General features: G+C 69.1%; 12 protein-coding genes. 5 read left to right on the top strand and 7 right to left on the bottom strand.

The window, feature by feature from the left end; genetic code table 11:
* The first annotated feature begins 124 nt into the window (after positions 1–124).
* Complete coding sequence (locus tag ACQUSM_RS00420; RefSeq protein WP_435114914.1) at positions 125–1,324, top strand: branched-chain amino acid ABC transporter permease; 1,200 nt, start codon at positions 125–127, stop codon at positions 1,322–1,324.
* A 23-nt stretch (positions 1,325–1,347) separates the two neighbouring features.
* Positions 1,348–2,361: a 3-oxoacyl-ACP synthase gene (locus ACQUSM_RS00415; protein WP_435114913.1), complete on the top strand. Its 1,014-nt coding sequence runs from the start codon at positions 1,348–1,350 to the stop codon at positions 2,359–2,361.
* An 81-nt stretch (positions 2,362–2,442) separates the two neighbouring features.
* Here ACQUSM_RS00415 and ACQUSM_RS00410 read toward each other — a convergent pair whose 3' ends face one another.
* From ACQUSM_RS00410 to ACQUSM_RS00400, 3 genes are all read right to left on the bottom strand, one after another.
* On the bottom strand, positions 2,443–2,832 hold the full coding sequence (locus ACQUSM_RS00410; RefSeq protein WP_435114912.1) for a hypothetical protein: 390 nt from the start codon (positions 2,830–2,832) through the stop codon (positions 2,443–2,445).
* Positions 2,833–3,142: 310 nt separating this feature from the next.
* Complete coding sequence (locus ACQUSM_RS00405) at positions 3,143–3,889, bottom strand: TrmB family transcriptional regulator (RefSeq protein ID WP_435114911.1); 747 nt, start codon at positions 3,887–3,889, stop codon at positions 3,143–3,145.
* Positions 3,889–7,410: an MMPL family transporter gene (locus tag ACQUSM_RS00400; protein WP_435114910.1), complete on the bottom strand. Its 3,522-nt coding sequence runs from the start codon at positions 7,408–7,410 to the stop codon at positions 3,889–3,891. Before ACQUSM_RS00400 ends, ACQUSM_RS00405 begins: the two co-directional genes overlap by 1 nt.
* 160 nt (positions 7,411–7,570) lie before the next feature.
* Between ACQUSM_RS00400 and ACQUSM_RS00395 the strand changes: the two genes are divergently transcribed.
* The gene (locus ACQUSM_RS00395; protein WP_435114909.1) at positions 7,571–7,999 is read left to right on the top strand and encodes a DUF7575 domain-containing protein; all 429 of its coding nucleotides are present in this window, start codon (positions 7,571–7,573) and stop codon (positions 7,997–7,999) included.
* Between the two features lie 48 nt (positions 8,000–8,047).
* Positions 8,048–8,659, top strand: a complete 612-nt coding sequence (locus ACQUSM_RS00390; protein WP_435114908.1) for a TetR/AcrR family transcriptional regulator — start codon at positions 8,048–8,050, stop codon at positions 8,657–8,659.
* Between the two features lie 26 nt (positions 8,660–8,685).
* On the opposite strand, the gene ACQUSM_RS00385 is transcribed toward ACQUSM_RS00390, so the two are convergent.
* The gene (locus tag ACQUSM_RS00385) at positions 8,686–9,369 is read right to left on the bottom strand and encodes a haloacid dehalogenase type II (RefSeq protein ID WP_435114907.1); all 684 of its coding nucleotides are present in this window, start codon (positions 9,367–9,369) and stop codon (positions 8,686–8,688) included.
* 105 nt (positions 9,370–9,474) lie between these two features.
* Between ACQUSM_RS00385 and ACQUSM_RS00380 the strand changes: the two genes are divergently transcribed.
* Positions 9,475–9,888, top strand: coding sequence for a hypothetical protein (locus ACQUSM_RS00380; protein ID WP_435114906.1), 414 nt, complete (start codon positions 9,475–9,477; stop codon positions 9,886–9,888).
* A 4-nt stretch (positions 9,889–9,892) separates the two neighbouring features.
* Here ACQUSM_RS00380 and ACQUSM_RS00375 read toward each other — a convergent pair whose 3' ends face one another.
* Genes ACQUSM_RS00375 through ACQUSM_RS00365 form a run of 3 tightly spaced genes read right to left on the bottom strand, consistent with a single transcriptional unit; the run spans position 9,893 to position 12,782 of the window.
* Entirely contained in the window at positions 9,893–10,342 is a 450-nt protein-coding gene (locus tag ACQUSM_RS00375; protein ID WP_435114905.1) for a DUF7529 family protein, read from the bottom strand.
* A gap of 2 nt (positions 10,343–10,344) precedes the next feature.
* On the bottom strand, positions 10,345–11,760 hold the full coding sequence (locus tag ACQUSM_RS00370) for an ABC transporter permease (protein WP_435114904.1): 1,416 nt from the start codon (positions 11,758–11,760) through the stop codon (positions 10,345–10,347).
* Positions 11,757–12,782, bottom strand: a complete 1,026-nt coding sequence (locus tag ACQUSM_RS00365) for an ABC transporter permease (protein WP_435114903.1) — start codon at positions 12,780–12,782, stop codon at positions 11,757–11,759. The genes ACQUSM_RS00370 and ACQUSM_RS00365 overlap by 4 nt, the downstream gene beginning before the upstream one ends.
* Positions 12,783–12,799: the final 17 nt, after the last annotated feature.

The following is a 12,799-nucleotide window of genomic DNA, read 5'->3' as shown; positions in this document are numbered from 1 at the left end:
CGACAGCGGCGCTCACCCGCCGGACGAGGAGGATCCGGCCACTCCCGACGAGGACAGCATCGCGGCCGCCAGCGGGCGCGAGTGGTGGCGGCGCTACCTGCGCGAACACACCGCTCACGCGCTGGTGGTGGCGGCGTTCGCGCTGTACCCGTTCCTCTACGCGCTGCTCGCGGCCTCGCCGCTCGGCACGGAGGTCGAGACGCTGCTGCCCCGCGTCGAGACGATGGTCGCGGTGTTCTACTTCGGCCTGTTCGCGATGTCGTTCGACTTCGTCTCGGGGTACACCGGCTACCTCTCCTTCGGCCACGCCATCTTCTACGGCACGGGCGCGTACTTCGTCGTGCTCGCGGCCAACGGACAGGTGCCGCTGTTACCCCCGGGGACGCCGTTTATGCTCCTGCTGCTGCTGGCGGGGCTGCTCGCGGTCGTCATCGCGCTCGCGATCGGCGCGCTCTCGTTCCGACTCTCGGGGGTGTACTTCGCGATGATCACCCTCGGCTTCGCGCAGGTCGCGTACGTGTTCGTCCGCGGCTGGGACTACGTGAGCGAGAACCCGCGGGACGGCGCCGCCGTCTCGACGGAGGTCCACCCCGGCGGCTTCGACGTGGGCGTGCCCGGGATCGACGCGCTGAACCTCGCGATCGGCCGGCTGACCGGCGACAGCGTGGAGCTGCTGTTCGTCGAACTCGGCGGGACCGAGGTGTCCTACTACATGGTGGGGCTGGTCGTGCTCGTCTGCTACCTCGCGATGCAGCGGCTGATCCACTCGCCGTTCGGCACGGTGCTGCTGGCGATCCGGGAGAACGAGGAGCGCGCCGAGGCGGTGGGGTACGACCCGTTCCGGTTCAAGCTGGCGGCCTTTGCGGTCAGCGGCTTCTTCGCCGCGATCGCGGGCGGGCTGTTCGCCGGCTTCCGGCGCTCGGTCGCCCCGGACAACTCGATGTACTTCCTCGTCACCGGCGACGCGCTGCTGGCGTCGATCATCGGCGGCTTCGGCACGCTCGCCGGCCCGCTGTACGGCCGGCTGTTCGACGAGACCGTCCGTGAGTTCCTCTCGAAGCGGGGCTCCGGCGGCGGCCTGCTGCCGTACCTCCGGGAGCACCTCCCGGCGGGCGTGATCGAGGCCGACCTCGTCGGCGGGCTCACCGTCGGCGGCGCCATCGAGACGTTCCTCAACGGCCACGCCAGCCTCTACATCGGCGTGATCTTCGTGCTGTTCGTGCTGTACGTCCCGAACGGCCTGCTCGGCACCGTCCGTGACCGCCTCGGTGGCACGGTCGCGAAACAGCTCCCGGAGTATCTCGACCGCTACCGCCGCGACTGATCGGTCGCGGCCTTTCCACATCCATGACCGTCTCACTCACCGGCTACGGCCGTTACGTACCGCAGGAAACGATCACCGGCCCGGAGATCGCCGACCGCTCGGGCATCCCCGAGGACGTGGTCGTCGAGAAGATGGGCGTTGTCCAGAAGCACGTCTGTCCGCCGGACGACGACCACGCGACCGACATGGGCGTCGCCGCGGCCCGCGAGGCGCTCGCCGACGCGGGCGTCGACGCCGCCGACGTGGATCTGGTGCTGTACCACGGCTCGGAGTACAAGGACCACGTCGTCTGGTCGGCCGCCGCCGACATCGCCGAGCGCCTCGGCGCATCGAACGCCTACGCGACCGAGAGCTACTCGCTCTGTGCCGGCCAGCCGATCGCGTTCCGGCAGGTCGCCGCCCAGATCGAGACGGGCGACGTGGACACCGCGCTGCTCGTCGGCGCCAGCCGCGAGGAGGATCTCGTGGACTACACGGACGCCGACGCGTCGTTCATGTTCAACTTCGGCTCGGGCGCGTGTGCGACCGTGCTCGAACGCGACGCTGGCGAGCGCGCGCTCGCGACCGTCCACGGCCACGCCGCCAAGACCGACGGCTCGTTCTCGCGGGACGTGATCATGCCCGCCGGCGGCTCCGAGATGCCGCCGAGCCGGGCGACCGTCGACGAGGGGCTGCACACGCTGACGGTGCCCGACCCCGACGGCATGAAGGAGCGGCTGGGCGAGGTGAGCCTCCAGAACTTCCTCTCGGTCGCCGACGACGCGCTCGCCGAGTCGGGGCTGGCCCGCGAGGAGATCGACTTCGTCGCGGTCACCCACATGAAGCGCTCGTTCCACGACTACCTCACCGACGAACTGGGCGTCGGCGACGGGCACCACTACCTCGACGAGTACGGCCACGTCCAGAGCGTCGATCAGGTGCTCGCGCTCGACGAAGGGCTGGAGCGCGGGCTCGTCGCGGACGGCGACGTGGTGCTGTTCCTCGCCGCCGGGACGGGGTACACGTGGGCGGCGAGTGTGCTGCGGTGGGTTGACTGAGTCGATCAAGGGGTGTTTTTGTCGTCAGGACGATCGCGAAACGTCTGCTAAGTCGTTCCGGCGTATTGAGCAGCAGATCCCTCAATAAACGACTCGTTCGTCCTCAACTTCGCCTTTTGAATCCACGGTCAGAGTCAAACTCTCGTAATCATCGACATCTTCACTATACTCCTGTTCTCCGTCAATAGAGAGGCTGATTTCGCAGGTTTCGGCGTCCTCTTTACGGTTGATCTGAACGGATTCTCCCGGCTGAATCGAAAACTCCCTCTCGCGACAATCTGCCTGTAGTGTCACATCACCCGAAAAGCCGTTCGAGACGATCACCTCCACGAGCTTCGTCCCCTCGCACATCGAGGGCCCACACTCCGGTGTCACGCCTTCGGGCGACGATGTGTCACTGACGTCTTCCTCGGTACAGCCGGAGAGCGATATCGATACCGCCGAGAGCACGAGGAACCGTCGACGATTCACATTAATTGATGGTATCTATCATTCGTATGCTTTCTGGTGAAAAGAGCCGCTTCGATCGCGCCCAGAAGGAACGTACTGCTACGTGGATCGGTTGTACTTAGCGTTCAGTTGTTCCACAAAACCCAGCATCCGCGAGCGAAGCGAGCGGTTCGCCGGACCGACCGAAGGGAGGTCCGGATTTTTGGCATCACCAGAATCGCGATGCGATTCTGGTTAGCAGTCAGAACGCAAAGCGTTCTGACGACATGAACGGGTTTTACGGGGGTTCGACCGAGCGAAGCGAGGGAGGACCCCCGTAAAAGAGGTTGGTTCAGACGAACGCCTGCCGGATCACCGCCGCCAGCACGCGCGCGAAGCCGGTCCCCTCGCTCCAGAACGCCGACTCGTCGGCGACGGCGGGCATCTCCTCGGTCGGCTGCACGCTCAGCAGCACCGTGTCGCCGTCGATCAGCAGCACTCGACCGACGCTGAGCTCCGGCGCCGCGTCCTCCACGTCGATGGCCGACAGCCCGGCGTCGTTCGCGGCCTCGCGCACGGCCGCATCTGCGCTAGCGACGGTTACGTCGACGCCCGTGCTCGCGGCGTCGGCCAGCGCGTCGGCCACGTCACCGGTCAGCAGCGCCGGGTTGCTGGTCGCGAACAGTACCCGTCGGTCGGCGCTCGCGACCAGCGAGGTGATCCGGGCGGTCACGTTCTCCCGGCCCTCGGTGGTCCAGATGGCCTCGCGGTCGTCGGATGGGGTGTGCTGACCCCGGACGCTCTCGAGGTGGTCGAACGCCGCGTCGGCGGTCGACTGCAGCCGGTCGTACAGCAGCTCGCGGGCCTCGTCGACCGGGACCGCCCGGTATCGCGTGGGCGACCCCTCCTGCACGTCGACCAGCCCCAGCTCCTCCAGCTCGTCGGTCGCGCCGTACACCTGCGACCGCGGCACCTCCGTCACCTGTGCGACCTCGCTCGCGCTGGCGACGCCGATCTTCTGAAGGCCGACGAACGTCCGGGCCGCGTACGTCGACAGCCCGAGTTCGGTCAGCGCGTTCGCGGCGTCGGCGTCGTCCATCACTCCTCCCCGCGGGTCCAGGCTTGGTTGATCCGGCTGAGCTGGGCCTCAGTGAGCTCCTCGCGCTCGAACCCGTCGTAGGCGTCCGCGAGATCCGCCGCCGACACCGTACCGGAGGCGGTGACGCGCTCGAACACGTCGGAGACGACCGACACCTCGGAGTCGCCGTCGGTCTTGTACGCCTCGCCGCCGACGACGACCGCGCCGTCGAACGCGACCGTCTCGCCGTCCGTCGCGCCCTCGGGCACCGTCGTCGTGTACCGGAGCGTCGGGTTCTCGCCCTCGAGCGCGACCGAGAGCACGCCGTCGGTTTCGACGTACCGAACCGGCTCGGGCGTCGCGGACTCGACTGTCGGCGTCCCGGCCGCGCGCTCGTACACGACCGCACGGCCGTCGACGCCCGTCGTCTCGATGGTCACCGTGACCGTGCCGTCGGGGCCGACGACCGAGCGGTCGAAGCGCCGTTCGGCACGGGGCGCCTCGCTCGGGCTGCCGGCGGCGGCCGCCGAGCCGCCGTCGTCGCCGTCGTCGGTGCCGGCGTCGCCGTCGTCCGCACCCTCGTCGGGCGCGGGGAACACGCCGTCCGGACCGACGAACCGGGTCCAGACCGCGAGCAGCGAGGGCAGCACCAACACGCTCGCGAGGAACGCGTAGATGATCGTCAGCCCCGTGATCTGGCCGAACTGCTGGAGCGGCGGCAGGATCGCGAAGATCAGCACGCCGAAGCCGCCGACCGTCGTGGCCGCCGACCCCAGCAGCGCGCCGCCGGTGCCGGTGACGGCTCGCTCCATCGCGGTCCAGACCTCGCCGGTGCGCTCCAGCTCCTGATTGTACCGCTCGGAGAGGTGGATGCTGTAGGCCACCCCCAGCCCGACGGTGAGGCTGGTGATCATCCCCGTGATCACGTTGAACGGGATGTCCAGCAGATGCATCGTGCCGAGGATCCACGTCACGCTGAACGCGACCGGGAGCAGCGTCACCGCGCCCAGACTGGCGCTGCCCTCGGTGATGCGGTAGGCGATCATCAGGAACACGAACGTCGCCACGAGCGTGATGATCAGGCTCTCGACGACGGTTTCGAGCAGCTGGTCCTGCACGATCTTGTTCAGGACCGCGCTACCGGTGGCGGTCGCTTCCAGCCCCTCGCCGTCGACCTCGTCGGCCACGTCGCGCATCGACTCGGTGACGGCGTCGCCGTTCGCGCCGCCCTGCACGGAGACGACGATCCGCATCGCGGTGTACTCGCCGTCGTCCTGGTCGATGACGCTCGACGCGCGGTCGGGCGCGACCTCGAACAGCTCGTCGTACAGCGCTTCGAGGTTGCGGTCCGGCACCCCGTCGTCGTTCGTGTCCGCGGCAGCGAACTGCTCGGCGAAGGCGTCGTTCTGCTCGGCGACGGACTCCATCACCGACAGCGGGCTCTGGATCCGCGGCTCGCCGTTGGAGAGCGTCTGTGTCACGTCGTCGTGCTCCGCAGCCGTGGCCTCCGCGTCGGCGACCCGCTGGAGCACGTCGTCGTCGGTCAGATCACCGCCGTCCGGACGTATCAGGATCTGGGCCTGCGAGTCCTGTCGCAGGAAGTTGTCGTTGACGTACTCGAGGTTGCCCTTCGCGGTGTAGTCCCCGGGCGCGAACGGCTCGGGGAGGTCCTTCATCCAGTCGGCGGGGTCCTCCGCGATGAAGTCGGACTGCTCGAAGGAGGTGTCGACCTGCGTCGCGCCGTACCCGCCGCCGGCGCTGAGCACCAGCGCGAACACGATCACGAGGTACGGGCTCTTCCGTGCGGCGGTCGCGCCGACGGAGAGCACCGACGAGAACGCGCCGCCGCCGGTGCCGAACGCCCGCTTCCGGCGGTCGAAGCCGCGGGCTTCGAGGAGCTCGTCGAGTTCGACCTTCATCGCGGGCACGAGCAGCCCGAACACCAGCAGCGCCGCGGTGATCCCCGCGGAGCTCACGATCCCGAACTCCCGGATCGGCGGCACCGGGCTGGTGAGGTTCGAGAGGAACCCGATCACGGTTGTCGCCGTGACGTAGATCAGCGCGATCCCGACGCCGACGAGCGCGGTCCGCATCGACCCCCGCGGGCCGTCGCCGCCGCCGTTCCCGCGCTCCTCGCGGTGGCGCATGAAGATGTGGATCGCGTAGTCGATGCTCAGCCCGATCAACAGCACCGGAACGGCGATGAAGATCTGGTTGAACGCGATGTCCGCCCAGCCCATGAAGCCGAACGTCCACGCGAGCACCGCGCCGATGCCGAACAGCCCGAGCAGGATGTCGAGCACGTCGCGGTAGGCGACGATCAGCGCGATCAGCACGAACACGATCGCCAGCGGCCCGACGATCAGCAGGCTGTCGGTCATCGAGCTGGTGATCTCGTGGCTGATGATCCCCGCACCGAACACGAGGTACTCGCCGCCGTCGGCCTGCTCGCCCAGCGTCTGCATCGCGAGCTGGGCGTCGATCACGTCCTCGCCGGCCGAGCCCTGAGCCGCGGCGCCGTCACCCTCCATCGTCACGATCAGCATCGTCGCGTCGGCCTCGGTCGAACCGGGGTCGTAGTCGGTCGGCATCAGGGCGAACGTTCCGGGCCCGTCGCCGCCGTTCCCACCGGCGTCCTCGCCGAGCACGGTGCCGATCGTGTCGTGGATCTCCGACTCGTTCATCGAGCGCAGCTGCTCCTGCTGCTCCTCGAGCGTGGCGTTCGACGCGTTCTCGTACTGCTGGCGCTCGGTTTCGAGCTCGTCGGCGAGCGCCTGCAAGCGGTCGGCGTCCTCCTGCAACGCCGCGGCACGCTCCTGCAGGGCGGTGTACTGATCCGCCAGCACGCCCTGCGTCCCGAGTTGGTACGCCTCCTGAGCCTCGGCCTCCGAGGAGGCGTTCCGGAGCTGTCCGGCCGCGCGGTCGAACGTCGCGGCGTCCTCCTCGTCGAGCTCGACGGTCGTGTTCGCGCGCACGTCGGCGAACGCGGCATCGACGCTCGCGTCGGGGTTCTGCCGGAGCGTCGTCAGCGACTCGCGGAGCAGCCCCGCGGTGGCTGTCAGCGTCTCGTTGCGCTCACGGATCGCCGCTCGCTCCTCGCTGACGCTCTCGTTGAGCGCCTGCAGTTCCGCGGCGGTTCGCTGAACGTCCTCGCCCTCCTCGGCGGTGATCGCCGTAATCGCGATCACGTTCGCGATGCTCGTACTGGACTGATCGCCCGCGAGCGTCGCGTTGACCGTCTCGTTCTGCCGGAGCGTCTGCTGATACTCCAGCATCCCGACGAGCGACGACCGGTCGAACACGTCGTCGTCGCGCTGTATCACCTGTGCGGTGGTGGTGTCCTCCTCGCCGGTCGAGAAGTTCCCCTCGGCGTAGTCGAGCGCCTCGCCCTCCGGCGAGTCGGTCTGGAACTGATCGAGCGAGGACGTCTGCTCGACCATCGCCGCGCCGCTGCCGATCGCGACGGTCAACACCAACATCACCGCGATCACCACCTTACTGTGATCCATCACGGCGTCGACGACGGTGTCGACCCCTCTCATCCGCACCTCCGCTCGTCCGCCGCACGCTGGCCATTCATCTGTCTGTACTCTCGTACTAACAGCCCGGGCATAACCCTTCCGACTCCGGTGAACGCTCGTTCAACTTCGGGGGTCGCGGGCAGACGGAAGCGCTTTCCCCGACGGGCCGCTCAGGGGGCGTATGTCGTTGGTTCCGGAGCGACTCCGGCCGTACTTGGCCGGGCTGTTGGGCACCATCGCGACCGGGTTCGGGCAGTTCTACCTGCGGCGCTGGCTGCGCGGGGTCGGCTGGCTCGCGCTGGCGTTCGCGGTGACGTTCGCGTTCGTCCCCGAGGGAACGCTGATGGCGATGAGTTCGGGCGAGGCGATCGCCGACAGCACCGCGCTGTATCCCACGATGGCCGTCCAGTTCGCCGGCGCGTTCGACGCGTTCCTGCTGGCCTACCGGAGCCGGAGCGATCGCGACGTGACGCCGGACGTCGACGTGCCGGTCGTCTCCGAGGAGAACCCGGGGATGGTCACCTGCCCCAACTGCGGGAAGGAGGTCGACGCCGACCTCGAGTTCTGTCACTGGTGTACGACCGAGTTCGCGTCGGCCGACTCCGAGTGAGCCCCGACGACCGACACCCATATCCTCGCGACTGAACACTCGTTCGACATGGGGGAGACACCACCGTTCCTCGCCGACCCCGGGACCACCCGGGAGTCGATCATGCGGGCGACGTATCTCGCGCTGTGTGAGCACGGCTACGCGGGGCTGACGATCCAGCGGATCGGCGAGTCCTTCGAGAAGAGCAAGTCGCTGCTGTACCACCACTACGACGACAAGGACGAGCTGCTGCTGGCGTTCCTTCAGTTCATGCTGGAGGAGCACGAGGCGTCGGTGCCCGAGACGGCCGACGGCGACGCGGTCGACCGGCTCGACGCCGTTCTCGACGCGATGCTCGCCCCCTCCCTCGCCGCGGAGCACGAGGAGTTCACCGCCGCGATGGTCGAGCTCCGGGCGCAGGCCGCCCACGACGAGCGCTACCGCGAGCAGTTCGCCGAGCACGACCGGGCGTTCCGCGACCGGCTCGTCGACGTGATCGAAGACGGGATCGACGCGGGGACCTTCCGCGAGGTCGACCCCGCGAGCGTCGCGGAGTTCCTGAGCACGACCGTCGCCGGCGCGATGACCCGCCGCGTCACCGGCGGCGACGACGTGGCGGCGACGGCTGCCCGCGACGAACTCGACGACTACGTCGATCGCGTGCTGCTGGCCGAGGACTGACCGGCCCCGCGGCGCGTCGCGCTCTGTCAGACGCCGAGCTCGTCGGCCAGTTCGTGGATGCCCGCGACGGTCAGATCCGGGTCGGCGGCGAACCCGTCCCACGGGTCACTTTTTCGATCGATCCAGACGCCCTGCATCCCCGCGTGACTCGCGCCGAGCACGTCGAACCAGCCCGCGGTCGCGTGGGCGATCTCGTCGATCGGCGTGCCGGTCCGGGCGGCGGCGTGGCGGTACAGTTCGCTGTCCGGCTTGAACGTCCCGACCTCGTCGGCGCTGATCGTGTCCGCGATCAGGTCGCCGATGCCGGCGTGGTCGACCATCGAGTCCAGCATCTCGGGGTTGCCGTTCGAGACGACGTACGTGTCGTAGCCGCCGTCCCGGAGGCGCTCGATCCCCGCGCGAACGTCGTCGAACACGTCGAGTTCGTGGTACACTGCGAGGATCTCGTCGCGCTCTTCGGCCGTGATGTCGACACCGTGGGCGTCGAGTGCGTACTGGAGCGCGTCGCGGTTCATCTCGTAGAACGGCTGGTAGGCGTCGATCGCGTTCGCGACGAACGTGTACGCCAGCGACCGCGAGCGCCACAGCGTCGAGACGGGCTCGGGGTCGGGGACGCGGTCGGCCAGCGCTCGCTCCGCGGCGTCGACGTCGACCAGCGTGCTGTACGAGTCGAACGTGACCGTCTCCACACGGTCGGGGTCGAACGGCATCCGTCCGGGAGCGCGGCCGGCACGGGCAAAGGCCTGCCGCCGCCGGCACCCGGCCGCCGACTCCGGCGAGGCCGGGTTTAAGCGCCGCGCGAGCGAAGCGCACGTATGGTCTCGAACACGCGGCTGTACGGCGCCGCGATCGCCGCCGTCTCCGGCGGCTACTCGCTGTGGAGCGCGTCGATGGGGGCGATGGGGACGGGCGGCTGGCTGATGGCCGTGCTGGGCGCCGTCGTGCTCGTCCACGGCGCGCTGTTGCTGACCGACTACGCCGACCGGCTCGGCGACGCCAGCGGCCCGCTGATGATCGCGTACGCGGTGCTGATGCTGCTGAACCAAGCGCTGCTCGGCTCGGGGATGATGGACGGGATGGGCGGCGGCATGGGCGGCGGGATGCAGGGCGGCATGCCCGGACCGAGCGCCGGGATGGGCTGGGACGCCGGCATGGTCGCGCTCGCGCTCCTGATGCTGCTCAGCGGCGTCATCATGACGCAGAGCGACTCCGCCGACGACGGGATGTAGGAGGCTAGAGCCCGTCGACGAACGGCGCGACGCGTTCGTGGTCGAACCGGGCCGCCTCGCGCCCGTCGACGCGGCGCACGAGCGTGCGGGCGGCCGCGTCGGGCTCGGACGCGTGTGGCCGCAGCGAGTCGTGGCCCACGCCGCCCGCGAGCAGCACGACCGGCGCGTCCGGGGCCTGCACGTCGAGTACGAACAGCCGCGTCCCGTCCACGTCGACGTACTGGACCTCGGTCCGGTAGGCCGCGTCGTCGTCGACCGCCGCCGCGAGTTCGTCCGCGAGGTCGCCCGGGGCGGTGAAGCTCAGCGTCACCGCGTCGTCGGTCTGTCGCACCGTCGCGTGATCCGCCACGACTTCGACGACCTCGTGGCCGTCCTCACGGTACGTCGCGGCGGTCGAACTCACGACGTTCCGGACGCGCGTCCACGCCGCCGCGAGTGGGTGATCGCCCGACATCGTTACCCTCCGGCCCCGCTGGCGGCCGCGCTGGCCTCCTCCTCGTTCTCGAGGTTGGTCTCGGAGTCGATCGCGTCGCGGATCCCGTCGCCCAGCGCGTTGAACCCCGTCACGACGATCACGATCAGCACGCCCGGCATCACCGCGATGTGCCACGAGACGGTCGTGAGCAAGGGTTGGCCGACGTTGACGAGCCGGCCCCACTCCGGCGTGGGCGCGGTGACGCCCAGCCCGAGGAACGAGAGGCCGGCGGCGCCGATGATGATGCCGCCGAGGCTCATCGACGCGTAGACGAGCAGGTAGCCGACGACGAACGGGAAGATGTGCCGCAGCATCGTCCGCGGGGAGTCGAGCCCGTAGCCGTCGGCGGCGTCGACCCACGTCCGCTCGGACACCTGCAGCGCCGGCCCACGGACCGCACGCCACAGCGACGGCCAGCCCGTGAGCGCGAAGATGAGCGCGAGCAACACCGCGCCGTTGTAGAGGCCGGCGATCCACGTCTGGGAGAGCACCACCGAGAGCATGATCACCACCAGCAGCTGTGGCAGCGACTGGGTCGCGTCGCTGAGCAGGACGATCGCGAGATCGACCAGTCCGCCGTAGTACGCGCTGACCAGCGCGAGCGCTGCCGAGACGGCCGCGCTGACGGCGATCGCGACGAGCCCGATGAACAGCGACACCCGCGCGCCGAGCGCGACCGCGGTGAACAGGTCCTGCCCCGAGGGAAGCGTGCCGAACGGGTGGTAGCGGTTGTACCGGTCGTAGCTGAACAGCCCGACGTTGCGCTCCGGGATCCCCTGCGAGGTGGACTCGAGGTTCGCCTGCCCGACCGTCACCGTCTGCACCTCGCCGGCGTCCTCGTCGTAGTAGCTCACCTCGTAGCTGAACGGGTCCTCGACGTTGCGCTCCATCGTCGTCGGGCCGAGCGCGGGGGCGAAGACCGAGAGGATCAGGAACAGCACCACGACGACCAGCCCGAACTGCCCCCAGCGGTGGCGGCCGAACCCACGGACCGCGTCGTCCCGCGGCGTCCAGTCGGCGTCGCGGTACTCCCGCCGCCAGAGCCGGTAGCCGTACCACAGCCACACACACCAGACGCCGCCGTAGAGGAACGCGACCCCCACTCGCAGCGCCCACGCGCCCGCCGGCGACAGGCCGAGGAACGTCCCCTGCCAACCGGAGCCGGGGACGTGCGCCCCCTGGTTCGGGATCGTCTCCCGGCTGATCAGGGTGGGGACGCTGTCCGCGAGGCTGGACACCCCGGCGCCGAGCGGGAGGATCTCCGCGGCGAACTGCAGCAGCGCGCCGAGCTCCGGGAGCACCAGCAGGCCGGCGATCAGCGCCCAGCCGGCCGCGGAGTTGACGAGCACGGGGAGCCGACGCCGGTCGGCGTCCCGCTGGTAGACGCCCCCGCTCATCGTCGCTCCTCGTAGCCGATCCGGGGATCGATCAGCGTGTACAGGAGGTCCTGTGCGATGTTGATGGAGACCGTGATCAGGATGAACACGAACATCAGCGAGCCCGCGAGCGGGAGGTCGCCGCTGGTCATGGCCTCGTAGAACAGCGTCCCGATGCCGTTGATGCCGAACACCACCTCGACGAGGACGCTCCCGCCGACCAGCAGGTACGCCTCGCTGGTGACGATCGGGATCAGCGGGATCATCGCGTTCCGGAGCACGTGCTTGCCGATGATCCGGTAGTCGGGGACGCCGGTGGCTTTCGCCATGTCGACGAAGTCCTCGGTGATGATCTCGAGGACCGCCGTCCGGGAGAGCCGGAGCTCGTTCCCCATCGACGCCGAGCCGAGCACGAACGCGGCGGGGAGGATCTGCTTCGTCGCCGTGACGAACCCGTCGACGCTGCCGAGGTTCGAGAGGTCGGGCGCCCCGACGAGATCGGTCTCGACGAGGAACGACTCCCAGCCCGCGCCGAGGAACAGCGAGTCCGTGCGGGACAAAAGCGCAAGCAGAATCACCGCCAGCCAGAAGTTCGGCATCGCCCGCCAGACGATCCCCCCGATCGAGGCGGCGTAGTCCTCGGCGGTGTTGGCGTTGAGCCCGGCGTAGATCCCGAGCGGGATGCCGACGAAGATGGGGATCAGCACCGCCCAGAGCCCGAGCCAGATCGTCCGCGGCCCGAACTGCGCGAGCAGCGAGATCGTGCTCTGCCCCGGGTAGACGACCCACGACTGCCCGAGATCGAGCGTGATCAGGTTCGTCATGTACTCGACGTACTGCACGCCGATCGGGTCGGTGAGCCCGAGCTGTTGGCGGATGCGTTCCAGCTGTTCCTGCGCCTGTGCGCTGTTGACCGGGCCGACGATCGCCGCGGCCGGGCTGAGCGGACCGACCCGGATGATCAGGAACGTCGCCGTCGTCCCCAGCCAGAGCACGGGGATCGACATCAGTATCCGTCGGAGCAGGTAGCCGAGCCGATTCATGAGGCGTAGTCGAGTCG

The sequence above is a fragment of the Halolamina sp. C58 genome, from assembly GCF_051195095.1.
Lineage (GTDB): Archaea > Halobacteriota > Halobacteria > Halobacteriales > Haloferacaceae > Halolamina.
Note: the sequence above shows the minus strand (reverse complement) of the source record. Positions and strands in the feature narration are given on the sequence as shown.

Excerpts from the sequence above, each read along its gene's own strand:
- ACQUSM_RS00385 (WP_435114907.1), bottom strand. The coding sequence starts at position 9,369 with ATGCCGTTCGACCCCGACCGTGTGGAGACGGTCACGTTCGACTCGTAC.
- ACQUSM_RS00375 (WP_435114905.1), bottom strand. The coding sequence starts at position 10,342 with ATGTCGGGCGATCACCCACTCGCGGCGGCGTGGACGCGCGTCCGGAAC.
- ACQUSM_RS00370 (WP_435114904.1), bottom strand. The coding sequence starts at position 11,760 with ATGAGCGGGGGCGTCTACCAGCGGGACGCCGACCGGCGTCGGCTCCCC.
- ACQUSM_RS00390 (WP_435114908.1), top strand. The coding sequence starts at position 8,048 with ATGGGGGAGACACCACCGTTCCTCGCCGACCCCGGGACCACCCGGGAG.
- ACQUSM_RS00395 (WP_435114909.1), top strand. The coding sequence starts at position 7,571 with ATGTCGTTGGTTCCGGAGCGACTCCGGCCGTACTTGGCCGGGCTGTTG.
- ACQUSM_RS00400 (WP_435114910.1), bottom strand. The coding sequence starts at position 7,410 with ATGAGAGGGGTCGACACCGTCGTCGACGCCGTGATGGATCACAGTAAG.
- ACQUSM_RS00380 (WP_435114906.1), top strand. The coding sequence starts at position 9,475 with ATGGTCTCGAACACGCGGCTGTACGGCGCCGCGATCGCCGCCGTCTCC.
- ACQUSM_RS00405 (WP_435114911.1), bottom strand. The coding sequence starts at position 3,889 with ATGGACGACGCCGACGCCGCGAACGCGCTGACCGAACTCGGGCTGTCG.
- ACQUSM_RS00365 (WP_435114903.1), bottom strand. The coding sequence starts at position 12,782 with ATGAATCGGCTCGGCTACCTGCTCCGACGGATACTGATGTCGATCCCC.
- ACQUSM_RS00415 (WP_435114913.1), top strand. The coding sequence starts at position 1,348 with ATGACCGTCTCACTCACCGGCTACGGCCGTTACGTACCGCAGGAAACG.